This is a genomic window from Thermasporomyces composti (assembly GCF_003386795.1).
GTDB classification, from domain to species: Bacteria; Actinomycetota; Actinomycetes; order Propionibacteriales; family Actinopolymorphaceae; genus Thermasporomyces; species Thermasporomyces composti.
The window spans coordinates 3,348,266-3,363,938 of record NZ_QTUC01000001.1; the positions used below are offsets into that span (position 1 = coordinate 3,348,266).

Sequence of the window (15,673 nt, forward strand, 5' to 3'; positions counted from 1 at the left end):
GTCTTCACTTGTGGGTGCACAGCGGGTCAAACCGGCGCGCTACCCCGCGAGCCGCAGAGTACCGCACAGGTCCGGCGAGGCCGCCTCGCTGGCGCGGTGAGGAAGAGGGGTGGCGCGTCGGCCCACGTGTTGTGACCGAATGGCCATCGAGGTACACCTTCGACGAGAGCCAGGCACAGCTCGCATCCGTAAGTTACCTGACAGTAGTATCGCTGACGTCAGCCGGTGGTGTCCCACGAATCTCGGGGGACGAGCCGCCCGCCGAGCTAGCCCGGCGCCAGCGCGACCCGAAGGAGGCGGTCGTGAGCGACATCCCACTGTTCGCGCCCAGTGAGGAGCACGAAGCGATCCGGGAGGCGTGTCGGGCGGTCTGCCGCGACAAGGTGGCGCCTCACGCCGCCGAGGTCGACGAGCGGGAGATCTTCCCCCAGGAGTCGTACGACGCGTTGCGCGCCGCGGACTTCCACGCTCCGCACATCCCCGAGGCCTACGAGGGTGTGGGGGCGGACGCGCTCGCCACCGCCATCGTCATCGAAGAGATCGCCCGGGTGTGCGTGTCGAGCTCGCTGATCCCGGCGGTCAACAAGCTCGGCACGATGCCGCTGCTGCTGGCCGGGTCGGAGGAGCAGAAGCGCCGCTACCTTCCACCGGTCGCGCGTGGCGAGGCGATGTTCTCGTACTGCCTGTCCGAGCCGGAGGCGGGCAGTGACGCGGCGGCGCTCCGCACCCGGGCCGTTCGGGACGGCGACGGGTGGGTGCTCAACGGCGTCAAACGGTGGATCACCAACGCCGGCGTCTCCGACTACTACCTGGTGTTCGCCGCCACCGGCGAGCCGGCCGCCGAGTCGTCGTCCCGCCGACCGATCTCGGCGTTCGTGGTGGAGAAGTCCGACCCGGGAGTCAGCTTCGGCAAGCCGGAGAAGAAGCTGGGCATCCGCGGCTCTCCCACGCGTGAGGTGTACTTCGACAACGTCCGTCTCCCGGCGGACCGTCTGGTCGGAGCCGAGGGCGAAGGCTTCAAGCTGGCGATGCGCACGCTCGACCACACGCGGGTGACGATCGCCGCCCAGGCCGTGGGCGTCGCGCAAGGAGCTCTTGACTACGCCACGGCCTACGTCAAGGAGCGCCGACAGTTCGGGCAGCCGATCGCCGACTTCCAAGCTGTGCGCTTCATGCTCGCCGACATGGCGATGCGCCTGGAGGCCGCGCGTCAGCTCACCTACGCGGCCGCGGCCCGTAGCGAACGCTCCGATCCGGACCTGACGTTCTTCGGTGCCGCCGCGAAGTGCTACGCCTCCGACGTCGCCATGGAGATCACCACCAACGCCGTGCAGCTGCTCGGCGGGTACGGGTATACGCGCGACTACCCGGTCGAGCGGATGATGCGCGACGCCAAGATCACCCAAATCTACGAGGGCACCAACCAAATCCAGCGATTGGTGATGGCGCGCCACCTCCTCGGATGACGTCACGCTCGGGGTCACGCGAGGTTGTTCCCCTGATCTCCATCGACGACCGCGCCTGTGGAGAGCGCGCGGTTGGGGAGTCCTCGTGCCAGGATGCGGGCGTGGAGCCGAGGCTGATCAAGCTGGTTGGTGCGCGATAAAGGGTCTCCGGGCTCGTCGTGGCTGCCCTTCTCGCGATGTTGTCCGCACTGTTCGTCGCACTGCTTCCGAACCCGATCGGGTTCGGCGGCCTGGCGTTGCTCGCAGTGCTGGTCTTCCTCTGCCTCGCGCTCCTCTTCGCGCGGCCCGCTGCCTACCGGTTCGACGAGAGAGGCGTCACGGCGATGGTCGGCCGGCGACGCGTCACCTGGGCGTGGCAGGACATCGCGGCGATCGGTGTCGCGGTCGACAGCAAGGGGCGCGAGTTCCTGGGGTTCCGGTTCGTGGACGGTGTCGCGCCTCCGAAGCTCTCGTTCTGGCTGTACCCGGCGTGGTCCGCTGAGCTCGGCGCGCTCATCCTCGCTCAGCTCAGCGACGTCCCCTTGCTGCGCCCGCTTCGCCGGGGACCGGTGGCGGGAGAAGATCGCCGTCGGATGAGTGACGCCGCGCTGGCGGCCTACTGGTCGTCCTCGGGCAGGAGGCTCGGGGGAACTGGGTTGCCGTCCCGCAGCGCGCGGAACAGCGCCAGGGCCTTGCTCGAGTCCCACTTGACCGCGCTCCCGACCGGTGTTCGGTAGGCCGGGTTCTCGATGGGCACGGTGAGCGTGACCCCCTTGCCGGAGGAGATCGTGCGCATCGCGAGAGCGAATCGCGCGGCGTCGACGATCCCGGTGTCCTCGCCGACGGTGAGCGCGTCGCCCGTCGCCAGGCCGACGCTCGTGTAGCGAATCGGGTTGAGGATCGTGGACGGGCTGAGCGTCTTCGCCATGACCGCCGACAGGAACTGCCGCTGCCGTTCCACCCGGCCGAGGTCACCCTTCGGGTCGAAGTAGCGGGCGCGGACGTACCCCAGCGCGTTCGGGCCGTCGAGGTCCTGGCAGCCGGCGGGGAGGTCGATGTGGGCCTTCTCGTCCTTGACCGGCTTGGGCAGGCACATCTCGACGCCGCCCAGGCTGTCGACGACCTCGACGAAGCCGCCGAAGCCGATCTCGATGTAGCCGTCGACCCGGAGGCCGGTGACGTTCTCCACCGTCTCGGTCAGGAGCTGGGGGCCGCCGTAGGCGAAGGCCGCGTTGATCTTGTTTCGCCCACGACCTGGGATGGGGACGTAGGAGTCCCGGGGGATCGAGATCAGGACCGGCGGCCCGCCGAAGCTCGGCACGTGCAGCAGCATGATCGTGTCGGTCCGTCGGCCGCCGGCGCTACCGGTGCCGAGGCGGACGCGTTCCTCAGGTGTGAGGCCCTCCCGACTGTCGGACCCGACCAGGAGGTAGTTGGTTCCGGAGCTGTCGGCTGGGCGGTCGCCCGTCGGTGCGAACGGAACCTTGTCCACCCGGTTCCACGCGAGGATGGGGACGGCCACGAGCACCACGAGGTAGGTCAGCACCAGGAGGGTCAAGACCCGGAACCACGGGATGCCGCGCCGACGGCGGGGGAGTCGAGGCGCCGGTCGGCTGGGGCGCACCGGTGAGCGGGGGCCGCTCGGCCGTGTCGGGGCGCCCGCACCGTCACGGAGGCGGACGGTGTCGTGCGGGTAGGTCCGTCCGTACGGGTCGTCGTCGCCCGCGTAGGGGTCGTGACGGCTGGCGTAGGGGTCGCGGTACGAGCCCCGAGCGTACGGGTCACGGGTGGACGTGTACGGGGTGTTGCCATACGACCGCGAAGCGTATCCGTCATCCCAGTCCGTGGCGGCGTACCGGTCGCCAGCCGCGTAGTGGCCCCGCGTCGCACCAGCGGGACCGTGCCCGTACGGCGAGCCGCCCACGGTCGGGAGAGCGCGCGTGGCCTCCTCGTCCGGGCTGTACGCCTGGCGGGCGCGGCGACCGGATGGCCGGCGAGGCTGGTCAACCTCGCCGTACAGCCACTCGTACGACTGGTCGTCTCCCCGGTGCGGGGAGCCGTCAGGGTCGTGGGGATAGCCGCGGTTCGGCATGTCGGCACGGTACAGGCTCGCGTCGAGATCCTGTGGCGGCCGCCCGCCGAGCGTGCGCCGTCCGCACCCTGGACGACCGCTCACGGGCGGGCGTAGGAGGAGGCTAGCGGGCAGGGTGACATCGAGCGGCCCCGGCGTGGCATGGCCGGAGGATCGCGCCCGATGTGTTGGTATTCCGGCTATGACGCGCGCGCCACGGGGACAGGGAACGCAGCGTGGACGAGGGGCACAGCCGCGCCGGCCGAGCCTCCAGCGATCGGAGCGCCGGATGTTTCGGCGCGCGGTCACGTTGCTGCTGCTGACCCTGGTCGCACCCGGCTCCGCCCAGCTTCTCGTCGGTCACCGCGGAGTCGGTCGCGTCGCGCTCAAGGTCGCGGGCGGTGTCGTCGGGCTGGCCGTGACGTTGGCCCTGCTCGGTCTGGTGTCGCCGGGCACGCTCGTCGGTCTGCTCGCCAACCCGGCCGTGCTCAGAGTCGTTCACGCGACCTTGATCGTCCTCGCCGTGGCGTGGGTGGCGTTGTTCATCGACGCCTGGCGGCTCGGGGTGCCGTTGGCGTTGCGACAACGACAGCGACTGGTGTCGACGATCGTCACGGTCGTGCTCGCCACGGTCGCGATGAGTGCCGTCCTGACCTCCTCGCACTACGTCACGGTGGCGCGCCAGTCGTTGTCGACGATCTTCGCCGGCACGGAGCCGAAGGACCCCTACGCCGGCCGCTACAACATCCTGCTGCTCGGGGCGGACGCGGGTCCGGGTCGCGTGGGCCTACGACCGGACAGCATCACGCTGGTCTCGGTCGAGGAGACCTCCGGGCGGACGGCGATGTTCAGCTTCCCACGCAACCTTCAGCGGGTGAGGTTCCCGGCGGGCACGGTGATGCACCGACAGTTTCCCGACGGCTTCAGCTGCGGTGACGACTGCCTGCTGAACTCCATCTACACCTGGGCCACCGACCACAAGGAGCTCTTCCCCGGGGTCGACGACCCCGGGATCGAGGCGACCAAGGACGCCATCCGGGGTCTGACCGGGCTCACCGTCCACTACTACGCGCTCATCGACATGGCGGGCTTCGAGGAGCTCGTGGACGCCGTGGGCGGCATCACCATCGACGTCGGACGGGACGTTCCGATCACCGGCCCAGGTGGGGTGCACCGGGGGACGATCAAGGCCGGTCGCCAGCACATGGACGGCTACACGGCCCTGTGGTTTGCCCGCTCGCGAGCCGGCACCAGCGACTACGACCGCATGGCCCGGCAGCGCTGCGTCCTCGGGGCCATGCTCGACCAGTTGGACCCGGCCACCGTCGCGTTGAAGTTCCGCCAGATCGCGGGCGCGGGACAACGCATCGTCTCGACCGACATCCCCGCGAGCAAGCTCGGCGCGTTCGTGGACTTGGCGTTGAAGGCGAGGAATCATCCCATCGTCTCCGTCCAGTTCGTGCCCCCGCTGATCAAGCCGGCGCGGCCGGACTTCGACCTGATCAAGGAGAAGGTGCGGGAGGCCATTGAGGTCGCGACGACACCGGATGAGTCCGAGACGCCCTCGACCGGGACGACGGCGAGTGGAGGTTCGTCGACCTCCGGCAGCTCCGCGGATCCAGCGAAGAGCACCGGCGCCGGCACCCCCGCATCCGGCGAGAGCGGCGAGCGGGACGGGATCGACACGCTCGGGAGCGCCTGCGCGGTGAGCCGCGACTGAGTGGTGTCCAGGATCGGTTGCGACGGCCGGATCGGTCCCCGCTCCTGGGCGCGATGGAGGTCGGTAGGTTGGGCTGCCATGGAAGCCGAGGCAGCGACCTCAGCGGAGGGATGACGTGGTGAACAAGCCATCCGAGGCTGGCGAGGAGGCCTGGCCGCCGGTCTCGGTGGTGATGCCGGTCCGCAACGAGGAGCGTCACCTGCGCGCCGCGGTGAGCCAGGTGCTCGCCCAGGACTATCCGGGCCCTCTGGAGCTCGTTCTCGCGGTCGGGCCGTCGGAGGACCGTACGGAGGAGATCGCGCGCGAGATCGTGGCGAGCGACCCGCGCGTCCGCCTGATCCCGAACCCCGCCGGTATCACGCCGAGCGGGTTGAACGCCGCGATCAGGGAAGCCAAGCACGACATCATCGTCCGCGTGGACGGTCACGGCATCCTCTCGCCCGGCTACATCCGGCGGGCGGTGGAGGTGCTCGACGCCACGGGCGCCGACAACGTCGGCGGGATCATGGCGGCCGAGGGCGAGACGCCCTTCGAGGAGGCGGTCGCGCGCGCCTACCGCAGTCCACTCGGCCTGGGAGGCGGCCGCTTCCACGTGGGTGGCGAGGCCGGTCCCGTCGACTCGGTGTACCTCGGTGTCTTCCGCCGCAAGACCCTCGAGGCGTTGGGCGGCTTCGATGAGACGTTCGTGCGGGCTCAAGACTGGGAGCTCAACTACCGCATCCGCGCCGCGGGCGGAACGGTGTGGTTCACCCCCGAGCTGCAGGTGACGTACCGTCCTCGGTCCACGCTGCCGGAGCTGGCCCGGCAGTTCTACCTCACCGGTCGCTGGCGCCGGGTGATCGGCCGACTGCACAAGGGCACGTTCAGTCCGCGCTACCTGGCCGCGCCCGCCGCGACGGTGGCCTGTGCCGCTGGTCTGGTCCTCGGTTTGGCGGGTCTCGTGGCAGGGCAGCCGCTGCTCCTCGCTGGTTTCGCGGTCCCGGGTACGTACGCGCTCGGCGTTCTCGCCGGCTCGCTCGTCGTCGGCCGCGGGCTGTCCTGGCGGGCGTGGCTGTGGCTGCCGGTGGTCGTGGCGACCATGCACATGAGCTGGGGCGCCGGCTTCTTGCTCAGCCCGGCGTCGTTGGCGCGGTCGGCGGGCTCACGCGCCATGGCGCGCCAGGCGTGACCGACCTCAGCGCGCGGTGGCCTTGGTGTAGGCCTTGACGACGGTGTCGGCGTCACCGTCCATTTTGATGATGCCTTTGTCGAGCCAGATGGCGCGGGTGCAGGTTTGGGTGACGACGTCGAGGCTGTGGCTGACGAGGAAGACGGTGCCGGCTTCTTCGCGGAGTTGGCGGATGCGTTCTTCGCTGCGGCGGCGGAATTCGGCGTCTCCGGTGGCGAGTGCTTCGTCGATCATGAGGACGTCGTGGCTTTTGACGGCGGCGATGGCGAAGCGGAGGCGTTGGGCCATGCCGGAGGAGTAGGTGCGCATGGGCAGGTCGATGAAGTCGCCGAGGCCGGAGAATTCGACGATGTCGTCGTAGTGTTCGCGGGCTTGGGCGGGGGTCATGCCCATGGCGAGGCAGCCGAGGATGATGTTGCGTTCGCCGGTGAGGTCGCTCATGAGGGCGGCGTTGACGCCGAGGAGGGTGGGTTGGCCGTCGGTGTAGACGGCGCCGCGGGTGGGGGGTAGGAGGCCGGCGATGGCGCGGAGCAGGGTGGACTTGCCGGAGCCGTTGCGGCCGATGAGGCCGATGGATTCGCCGCGGTGGGCGGTGAAGGAGATGCCGCGGATGGCGTGGACTTCGCGGACGTTCGGCGACTTTTGCCGTTTCAGGATGCGTCGGAACGCTGCGGGGGCGTTGCCCCTGGTCCCGCCGGCGCCGTACACCCGGTAGACGATGTGCAAATCGTCCACGATCACCGTCGGCGGCGCCTCCGAGGCGCGTTCACTGGGTCGGTCGTGAGCCGCGGTGGGGGAGGACGCGCCACCCCCTTGCCCGTTCACCCGCGAGTCCGCCTCGGCGCGGGTGTTCGCGGCTTGCGCGCGGTCTTGGTCAGCCACGGCCGTACCTTTCCTCAGCCGCCCAGAAGAACACGAAGCCCCCGAGCAACGCCGCCACCGCCCACGCCACCGCCAGGTACCACGTGTTCGTGGGCGTGTCGTGGGTGGCCATGAGCCCGTCACGGACCAGCTCGATGTAGACGGCGGCGGGGTTGGCCAGCATCAGGTCTCGCAGCGGACCGGGGGCGAGTCGGTCCGGGATGGAGTAGAGGACGCCGGACAGGTAGAGCCAGGTGCGGGTCACGAACGGCAGCAGCTGGGTGACGTCCGGGATCCGGGCGCCGACGCGGGCGATCGCGAGCGCCAGACCGGTGTTGAACATCGTCTGCAGGGCCAGCGCGGGCACGACCAGCAGCCATCGCGGGGTGAGCGGCTCCCCGGTGAGCAGCACGATGACGCACAACACGGCCATCGACACGAGCAGCTGCTGCAGCTCGACGATCGTCGACGCCAGGGGCAGCGACGCCCGCGGGAAGTGCAGGGCGCGGATGAGTGACAAGTTCCCCGAGATCGCCCGTGCTCCCGCGGTCACCGAGCGCTGGGTGAACGTGAAGACGAACACGCCGGTGACGAGGAACGCCTCGAAGTTCTCGATGCCTCGCTGGGTGTCGAACAGGATGCCGAACACCACGTAGTAGACGGCCGCGTTGAGCAGCGGGGTCAGCACCTGCCACAGCTGTCCCAGCCGCGCGCCGGAGTACATCGACACCGTGCGGGACGTGGCGAACGCCACGATGAAGTGCCGCCGCTGCCACAGCTTGCGCACATACGTCGCCAGCGGGGGCCGCGCCGAGCTCGGCCGCAGACCGTAGCGGGCCGCCAGCTCCGAGAGGGTGGCCGCACCGGTGGCCGTGCTCACCGACGACCTCCGCGGGGCACCCAGCTCATGCGAGGAGCGTACGACAAACCGTCCAGCGGGTTCGGCTTTGCGTCAACCGTGCCGTGATCGATACGCAGCGCAACCTGCCCGGGCGAGAAGGCCGCGGTGAGGTCGGCGCCTACTCACTCGCCGTGGGCTGGCGTCGACGGCGGTTCGCTCGTCGGGCACCCGCGGCCTGGATGGCTTTGGTGTAGGCCTTGACGACGGTGTCGGCGTCACCGTCCATTTTGATGATGCCTTTGTCGAGCCAGATGGCGCGGGTGCAGGTTTGGGTGACGACGTCGAGGCTGTGGCTGACGAGGAAGACGGTGCCGGCTTCTTCGCGGAGTTGGCGGATGCGTTCTTCGCTGCGGCGGCGGAATTCGGCGTCTCCGGTGGCGAGTGCTTCGTCGATCATGAGGACGTCGTGGCTTTTGACGGCGGCGATGGCGAAGCGGAGGCGTTGGGCCATGCCGGAGGAGTAGGTGCGCATGGGCAGGTCGATGAAGTCGCCGAGGCCGGAGAATTCGACGATGTCGTCGTAGTGTTCGCGGGCTTGGGCGGGGGTCATGCCCATGGCGAGGCAGCCGAGGATGATGTTGCGTTCGCCGGTGAGGTCGCTCATGAGGGCGGCGTTGACGCCGAGGAGGGTGGGTTGGCCGTCGGTGTAGACGGCGCCGCGGGTGGGGGGTAGGAGGCCGGCGATGGCGCGGAGCAGGGTGGACTTGCCGGAGCCGTTGCGGCCGATGAGGCCGATGGATTCGCCGCGGTGGGCGGTGAAGGAGATGCCGCGGATGGCGTGGACTTCGCGGACGTTCGGCGACTTTTGCCGTTTCAGGATGCGTCGGAACGCTGCGGGGGCGTTGCCCCTGGTCCCGCCGGCGCCGTACACCCGGTAGACGATGTGCAAATCGTCCACGATCACCGTCGGCGGCGCCTCCGAGGCCGCCGTGCTCTTCACGTCCTGGTTCTCGGTGATCTCGGCGATCTCGGTGGTCTCAGCCACGGCCGTACCTTTCCTCAGCCGCCCAGAAGAACAAGAACCCCCCGACGAGGGTCACCAAGGCCCAGGCGACACCCAGCACCCACGTGTGGGAGGGCACGTAGTGCCCCTCGAGCAACAGCCCTCGGGTGAGCTCGATGTAGACGGCGGCGGGGTTGGCCAGCATCGCCTCCCGGATGGGTCCCGCCGGCACCCGGTCGTAGATCGAGAAGAACACACCCGACATGTAGAGCCAGGTGCGGGTCACGAACGGCAGCAGCTGGGTGATGTCGGGGATCTTCGCGCCGACCCGGGCGATGGCCAGGCTGATCCCGAGGTTGAAGAGGGTCTGGAGAGTGAGCACCGGGATCACGAGCAGCCACCGCCAGGTGAGCGGCTCGCCGGTGAGCAGCACGATGAGGCCCAGCACGCAGACCGAGATCAGCATCTGCTGCAGCTCGACCAGGGTGGACGAGATCGGCAACGCCGCTCGTGGGAAGTGCAGCGCCCGGATGAGCCGGAGGTTCCCGGAGATCGCCCGCGCGCCGGCGGTGACGGACCGCTGGCTGAAGGTGAACAGGAAGACGCCGGTGACGAGGAAGGCGGTGAAGTTGTCGATGTTGCGGCGGGTGCCGAGGAGGACGCCGAAGAGCAGGTAGTAGACGGCCGCGTTGAGCAGCGGGGTCAGCACCTGCCACAGCTGTCCCAGCCGCGCGCCGGAGTACTGCGAGACGGTCCGTGAGGTGGCGAACGCCACGATGAAGTGCCGCCGCTGCCACAGCTGACGCACATACGTCGCCAGCGGGGGCCGCGCCGAGCTCGGCCGCAGACCGTAGCGGGCCGCCAGCTCCGCCGCGGAGAGCGGCTCAGAGCGGTGGGCGGTCTCTGCGCTCACCTGGCAGCTCCTTGGCGGGAACGTTCCGGCATGCCGAGGGTCGGGACGTCCGTCGGCGTCCCGGCTCGGTGCCACGCGAGCATCGTTGTCATACGACCGGAGGCCTTCCTAGACGAGTCATGCGCCAGACCGTCCGCCAGGCGATGGGCTGGCGCCGGCCGCACGGGGTGCGGAGTCCCTCGAGGAACCCTCGCCACCATGCGGCCAACCCGTTGAGCGTACGGACTCGGGCGACGGTCAGCACGATCCAGGTCAGCAGATAGGGCACGGCGATGGCGACCGGAAGGTTGCGCTTCGCCAGCCACACACGGTTACGGGCGTTCAACCGGAAGTACGTGGGGTGTCGGGTGGGCGAGGTCGCGGGGTGGGCGAGGACGCAGGCGGCGTCGTATCTGATGCGCCAGCCCGCGTCGAGGGCGCGCCAGGCGAGGTCCGTTTCCTCGTGGGCGTAGAAGAACTCGTCCGGGAACTCGCCCACGTCGTCGAAGACCGCGCGACGGATCGCCGCGGCGCCGCCGAGGAAGGTCGTCGCCTCCGACGAGGTCTTGGGGTCTCCGACGCGGATGCGAGGCACGTGGCGGCGCTGGGTACTGCCGGTCTCCGGGTCGGCGATGCGGAAGGAGACCACGCCGAGCCGAGGGTCGGCCGAGAAGAGCTCCCGAATTCGCTCGGCCGTCGTCGGGAGGGGGAGCCAGCCGTCGTCGTCGACGAACAGGATGACGTCGCAGTCCAGGGCACGCATGCCGGCGTTGCGTCCGGCGGGGATCCCGACGTTGGACGGGAGCTCGATGACCTTGACGTCCGGGGGCACCGTCGGCGCCGGGACGCCGTTGGCGACCACGACGACCTCGATGGGGTCGCCCGCCTGGTCCTGCACGCTTCGGATCGCGCGGGCCAGCTCCTGGTCCCGGTCGCCCATGGTGAGCAGGACACAGCCCAGTCGGAGGGTGGCCGCCGACGTGCTGGCGGCCTGGTCCCGCAAGCCGGTCACCTCGTCACTCACACTGGCCTCCGTCTCACCCACGCCCGTCGCCTCACTCAAGCCAGCCGCCTCGAGGCAAGGACACTGACCAGGTGGAGGACGACCTGGACGCCGGCGACCACGGCGGTGGCGACCACCAGGACACGGGTGGCCGCCAGGTCCCCGCGGAAGGCGTCGACGACCGCCGCCGCGACCACCACGAGGGACAGCTCGATCGCCAGGATCAGCCGGTAGAAGCGCAGAACCAGGCCGATCCGGCGTAGACGGGCGAGCGTCGGGGCCCGTGGCTCGGCGTCCTCCTCGGTGACGGCAGCGCGACCGGACCGCGCCCTGGCGACGTCGACGAGATCGGTCTCGGCCTTGATGAGGATCGCGCCCAGGGCGGCGGCCAGTCCGAGGACGGCGTACCCGGTCGGCTCTCCGCTGGCGGCACGGAATCCGAGGCCGACCAGCAGCGCGGCCTCGCTGAAGTAGTGGCCCACCCGGTCCAGGTAGACGCCCGTCACGCTGGTCTGTCCGGTCCAGCGGGCGAGCTCACCGTCACTGCAGTCGAGGAGCAGGTAGAGCTGGACGAGCAGCGCCGCCAGGATCGCCCCTGGCAAGCCGGGCCACAGCAGAGCGACGCCGGCGGCCAGCCCGGCCAGGATCATCAAGCCCGTGAGCTGGTTGGGGGAGAGCCCGAGCGCGAGGAAGACGCGCGTGGCGTACGGCGAGAGGCGCCGCATGTAGAGCCGGCCGGCCCAGTGCTCCCCACTACGTCGCTCGAGCAGGCCGGGCGGATGAACCTTCGCGCGCAGCTCGGCGATGGACGGCAGCGTACTCATGAATGGGTTCCGGGTCTCCTTACTCCCCGTGCCTGGTCTGCTGCGTGACGCACACGTCCTCCTGGAGGAGTCCACTCGACGCCGTCAACCGGCGCCGATGTTGCGGGCGTAGCTTCGCACGGCTTCCATCACCGCGTCCTTGTCCAGGTCACGATGCTCCAGGATGGTGAAGCGGCCGGGTCGGGTCTCGGGCGCCCGGACGACCGCGGCCGCGAACTCCTCGAGGGTGAAGCCCAGGTGCTCCGGCGCCACGGGAAGCCCGTGCCGCGCGAGGCACTCCGCGATACGGCGTCCTCGCTCCCGGCTCTCCGGATCGTCCCACAGTGTCGAGGCGAACGCCGCACCGACGCCCACCTGTTCGCCGTGGTAGCCGGCCCGCCCGGCGTAGAGCAGGTCCAGGGCGTGGGAGATCTCGTGACAGGCGCCGCTGCAGGGCCGGGAGGTGCCGGCGACCACCATGGCGATGCCGGAGAGCACCAACCCCTCGGCCAGGACGCGAAGGAAGCCGTCGTCGTCGACGGATCCGGGGTGGTGGAGGACCGCCTCGGCGGCGGTGCGAGCCAGGGTGACCGCGAGCCCGTCGTACGCCTCCCCGCGCAGGTCGCGGGCGAGCTCCCAGTCGGCGATGGCGGACAGGTTGGAGACCACCTCGCCGATGCCCGCGCGGATCGAGCGCGCCGGGGCGCGACGGATCACGGTGAGGTCGACGACCACGGCGATCGGGGCCGGGACGCCGTAGGAGCCGCGCCCGGCGTCGTTGTCGAGGATGCTGACCGGCGAGCCGATCCCGTCATGGGCGAGGTTGGTCGCCACCGCCACCATGGGCAGCCCCAGCCGGGCCGCCGCGAACTTGGTGACGTCGAGGACCCTGCCGCCGCCGATCCCGACGATCGCGTCGTAGGAGGTACCACGCGCCTGCGCGGCCAACGTCAGGGCGGCGTCCACCGTGCCGCTCTCGACGATGTAGACGTCGGCGTCGCGCAGGGACGGGGCGAGGTCGGCGGCGATGCGCGCGCCGGACCTGGGCCCGACGGCGAGCGCCACGCGACCGCCGGTGGAGATCCGCTGGTCGGCCAGGAGGTCACGAAGACCGGCCAGCGCGTTCTCGCGGATGTCGACCACCACCGGCGTGGTGATCATCCGAGCTAGGAGCGGCATCCTGGCTCCTCACTCGCGCGTGAGGCGATCCCCGCTCGGACGGATGCTCGGTGCCCGATGAGGGCGGCCATCACCTCCGCGGCCCGGGCCAGGTCGGCGTGGTCGTCGATCTCGATCCACGGCACGTCGCCGATCGGGCGAACGTCGATCCATGCCGCCTCTCGGTCGATGAGCTCCTGGAAAGCGTCCTCGTAGTAGAGGTGGGGGTCCCGCCGCCAGGTCACCTCGAGTGCTTCGACGAGCGCCGGGCCGACGCTGGCGGGCACCAGCGCGACGCCGATGTACTCGCCGTAGGCCTTCTCCGGGTCCAGGCTCTTGCTGATGCGGGTGACGCCCTCGTCCTCGGTCCAGGCCAGCTTCATCTCCTCGGCCCCGAGGCTCTTGACCGTGTCGACGGCGAGGAGCAGGGGCGAGGACCGGCCCGGGGTGTGCTCCAGGGTGGGCGAATCGTCGGCCAGGACGGGCGGGTCGTCACCGAGGAGGAGGCGTTCGACGGAGACCGGGTGGACCGTATCGCCGTTGGCCAGCAACACGTCCTCTCGGTACAGGTGGTCCCGGGCGCACCACAGCGAGTAGCAGTTGTTCCACGTCAGGGCGCGGTCGTTCGGGATGAGGTCGAGAGTGACGCCGTGCCTGCGCTCCAGTCTGCGTCGCCGCGACCGCACCGCGTCCGCGGCGTAGCCGACGACGACGGCGACGTCAGTGACGCCGCTGGCGGCGAAGTTGGCGAGGATGACGTCGAGCGGTGTGAGGGGCTCACCGTCGCCGTGGGCTGGCAGCGGAACCAGCGCCTTGGGGAGGGTGTCGGTGTACGGGCGCAGCCGACGACCGGTACCCGCTGCGAGTACCAGCCCGATCATCCCGCGGCTCCCTGAGCTGTCCGGCCCTCCGCCACACGCGCCGCCTGGAGCGTCGCGTGGACGCTCTCCCCGACGAAGAGCACGGCGAGCACGGCGGTGAGGACGATCAAGCCGAGGTAGAACGCGCTGTCCCCAAGCAGCGCCAGGAGGGCGACGACCAGCATGCGACCGTCGTGGCCACCGGTGGCGATGACGAGCCAGCGCGGCGGGACCTCACCGTCGGCCCGGAGCCGGTAGACGGCGTCGTAGTGGTGGAACGCGCACACGGCGACGTAGAGGAACGCCACCGGGAGGGCGCGGGGTTCCAGGAGCGCGGCCAGGGCGAGGACGAGCGTGTACTCGGCTGAGCGGAACGAGGGCGGCAGGACCCAGTCGGCCCATCCATTGAGCGGCTGCCGACTGGCGAAGCTGACCAGCAGGGCGTACCACAGCACCCCGACGATGACCCACGACCCGCCCACGGTGGGGACGACCGCCAGCGAGAACGCCAGCACGATCAACGCGATGAAGGTCGTCAAGGGCGCGGGCAGGGAGCGACCGGGCAGCGCGTTGTGGACGATCCAGCCGACCGGTCCGACGTCGACCATCGCACCCAACGAGCGGCCGGCGGTCTTGCTCCACGGGTTGCGGACCCTGCGCAGGCTCCGGAGCAGCCGGCCCAGGAAGGCGTAGGCCGCGGCGAGCACTCCCACCGCGAGCAGGACGACGAAGACCGTGCGTGGTGTGGTGAACGCGACGAGCAGGCAGATCAACGCGGAGCGTTCACCCTGGGGAAGGACGATGGCGCGGCGCAGCCACACCTTCCACCGGCCGCCGTGCAAGCGGGCCTGCACCTGGGCGGCAAGGGGCGGCGCCTCGTCGAGGCCCGCGGTGACCGCGTCCCAGGCGAAGTGCATGTGGTGGCGGAGCGTCTGGAGCGCCATCGCCGCTCCAGCCAGCCACCAGATGGCTCCGTCGGTCGAAGCGACGCCCAGCGCCAGACCGGCGAACAGGGCGTACTCCTTGATCCGGTCGGCGGTGAGGTCGAGGCGCGCGCCGAGCTGGCTGAAGCGGACCGTGTAGCGGGCCAGGTCGCCGTCGACGCAGTCGAGAACGAAGGAGAGGTGGAACAGCAGGGCGCCGAGGACCCAGCCGAGGCGAGTACCGGTGGCGCAGCTTGCCGCCGCGCCCAGCGCCACGAGGAGGGACGCCACCGTCACCTGGTTCGGCGTGACGCCGAGCCGTGCCAGCCACCGAGCGATATGTCCGGAGTAGGGACGGACGGCGAAGGTCGTGAAGGCGGTGTCGCCGGATTTCACCGAGGTCGTGAGCCGGACGCGCTCCTCGTCGACGGCGGCCATCCGGGCCTGCAACGCCGCGCGTTCCTCCGCGGTGTCGGCGAGGCCCGCGACCAGCGGGGCGGGGTCCAGGCGGGTGACGTCGATCCGCCGAGCGAGGACGTCGGCGAGCTGGCCAACGTCGATCGCGTCGCCTGATGGGCGGGCGCCACCGCCGCTGGACGCGGCGGGGACGCTCGTGAGCGCGGTCACCAGCTGAGGGCGGGCGCGATGAGCCACCCTGAGGGTGCCTGGGCCGGCGAGCGCATCGGGTCGAGAGTCGCAGACCGCGCGGCGGAGGGCATGCAGGTGGCCGACGTAGCGGCGGTCGACGAGGGCGACCGGCCCGGCGGGTGCGGCGGAGATCGCGGTGACCAGGTCGGGCGCGGTGCTGGTGTCGACCACGTCGTACCCGAGCGCGCGTAACTGCCCCGCGACGGGCTCCTCACCCGGCTCAGCGGATGCGACCGGTCCGACGAGGAACGCGGTAGGCAGCGCCATCACCCCTGTC

At 70.4% G+C, this 15,673-nt stretch carries 13 protein-coding genes; 3 read left to right on the forward strand and 10 right to left on the reverse strand.

Annotated elements, in window-relative coordinates; all coding sequences use genetic code 11:
* Positions 1–302: 302 nt before the first annotated feature.
* A complete protein-coding gene (locus DFJ64_RS14545) occupies positions 303–1,466 on the forward strand; it encodes an acyl-CoA dehydrogenase family protein (RefSeq protein WP_115850948.1) in 1,164 nt (387 codons plus the stop codon).
* A 595-nt stretch (positions 1,467–2,061) separates the two neighbouring features.
* On the opposite strand, the gene DFJ64_RS14550 is transcribed toward DFJ64_RS14545, so the two are convergent.
* On the reverse strand, positions 2,062–3,537 hold the full coding sequence (locus DFJ64_RS14550; RefSeq protein WP_115850949.1) for an LCP family protein: 1,476 nt from the start codon (positions 3,535–3,537) through the stop codon (positions 2,062–2,064).
* A gap of 268 nt (positions 3,538–3,805) precedes the next feature.
* Here DFJ64_RS14550 and DFJ64_RS14555 point away from each other — a divergent pair, with 268 nt between their 5' ends.
* Both DFJ64_RS14555 and DFJ64_RS14560 read left to right on the forward strand, forming a co-directional pair.
* On the forward strand, positions 3,806–5,236 hold the full coding sequence (locus DFJ64_RS14555; RefSeq protein ID WP_245941136.1) for an LCP family protein: 1,431 nt from the start codon (positions 3,806–3,808) through the stop codon (positions 5,234–5,236).
* 118 nt (positions 5,237–5,354) lie between these two features.
* Positions 5,355–6,404: a glycosyltransferase family 2 protein gene (locus DFJ64_RS14560; protein WP_281268508.1), complete on the forward strand. Its 1,050-nt coding sequence runs from the start codon at positions 5,355–5,357 to the stop codon at positions 6,402–6,404.
* 6 nt (positions 6,405–6,410) lie between these two features.
* On the opposite strand, the gene DFJ64_RS14565 is transcribed toward DFJ64_RS14560, so the two are convergent.
* The 9 genes from DFJ64_RS14565 to DFJ64_RS14605 all read right to left on the reverse strand — a co-directional run bounded on the left by DFJ64_RS14565 (position 6,411) and on the right by DFJ64_RS14605 (position 15,663).
* Entirely contained in the window at positions 6,411–7,286 is an 876-nt protein-coding gene (locus DFJ64_RS14565) for an ABC transporter ATP-binding protein (RefSeq protein WP_245941137.1), read from the reverse strand.
* Complete coding sequence (locus tag DFJ64_RS14570) at positions 7,279–8,145, reverse strand: ABC transporter permease (protein WP_115850951.1); 867 nt, start codon at positions 8,143–8,145, stop codon at positions 7,279–7,281. The genes DFJ64_RS14565 and DFJ64_RS14570 overlap by 8 nt, the downstream gene beginning before the upstream one ends.
* Before the next feature lie 139 nt (positions 8,146–8,284).
* Positions 8,285–9,151: an ABC transporter ATP-binding protein gene (locus DFJ64_RS14575; protein WP_245941138.1), complete on the reverse strand. Its 867-nt coding sequence runs from the start codon at positions 9,149–9,151 to the stop codon at positions 8,285–8,287.
* Positions 9,144–10,022, reverse strand: coding sequence for an ABC transporter permease (locus DFJ64_RS14580; RefSeq protein WP_115850953.1), 879 nt, complete (start codon positions 10,020–10,022; stop codon positions 9,144–9,146). Before DFJ64_RS14580 ends, DFJ64_RS14575 begins: the two co-directional genes overlap by 8 nt.
* A gap of 88 nt (positions 10,023–10,110) precedes the next feature.
* The gene (locus tag DFJ64_RS14585; RefSeq protein WP_245941139.1) at positions 10,111–11,064 is read right to left on the reverse strand and encodes a glycosyltransferase family 2 protein; all 954 of its coding nucleotides are present in this window, start codon (positions 11,062–11,064) and stop codon (positions 10,111–10,113) included.
* The gene (locus DFJ64_RS14590) at positions 11,061–11,828 is read right to left on the reverse strand and encodes a CDP-alcohol phosphatidyltransferase family protein (protein ID WP_115850954.1); all 768 of its coding nucleotides are present in this window, start codon (positions 11,826–11,828) and stop codon (positions 11,061–11,063) included. Before DFJ64_RS14590 ends, DFJ64_RS14585 begins: the two co-directional genes overlap by 4 nt.
* Before the next feature lie 84 nt (positions 11,829–11,912).
* On the reverse strand, positions 11,913–12,986 hold the full coding sequence (locus tag DFJ64_RS14595) for an iron-containing alcohol dehydrogenase family protein (RefSeq protein WP_115850955.1): 1,074 nt from the start codon (positions 12,984–12,986) through the stop codon (positions 11,913–11,915).
* A complete protein-coding gene (locus DFJ64_RS14600; RefSeq protein ID WP_115850956.1) occupies positions 12,974–13,846 on the reverse strand; it encodes a phosphocholine cytidylyltransferase family protein in 873 nt (290 codons plus the stop codon). The genes DFJ64_RS14595 and DFJ64_RS14600 overlap by 13 nt, the downstream gene beginning before the upstream one ends.
* Positions 13,843–15,663 carry a DUF5941 domain-containing protein gene (locus DFJ64_RS14605; protein ID WP_115850957.1) on the reverse strand — a complete coding sequence of 607 codons (1,821 nt, stop codon included), beginning with the start codon at positions 15,661–15,663 and terminating at the stop codon, positions 13,843–13,845. The genes DFJ64_RS14600 and DFJ64_RS14605 overlap by 4 nt, the downstream gene beginning before the upstream one ends.
* Positions 15,664–15,673: the final 10 nt, after the last annotated feature.

Coding starts and splice junctions, on each gene's coding strand:
- DFJ64_RS14555 (WP_245941136.1), top strand. CDS start 3,806: ATGTTTCGGCGCGCGGTCACGTTGCTGCTGCTGACCCTGGTCGCACCC.
- DFJ64_RS14590 (WP_115850954.1), bottom strand. CDS start 11,828: ATGAGTACGCTGCCGTCCATCGCCGAGCTGCGCGCGAAGGTTCATCCG.
- DFJ64_RS14600 (WP_115850956.1), bottom strand. CDS start 13,846: ATGATCGGGCTGGTACTCGCAGCGGGTACCGGTCGTCGGCTGCGCCCG.
- DFJ64_RS14605 (WP_115850957.1), bottom strand. CDS start 15,663: ATGGCGCTGCCTACCGCGTTCCTCGTCGGACCGGTCGCATCCGCTGAG.
- DFJ64_RS14550 (WP_115850949.1), bottom strand. CDS start 3,537: ATGCCGAACCGCGGCTATCCCCACGACCCTGACGGCTCCCCGCACCGG.
- DFJ64_RS14595 (WP_115850955.1), bottom strand. CDS start 12,986: ATGCCGCTCCTAGCTCGGATGATCACCACGCCGGTGGTGGTCGACATC.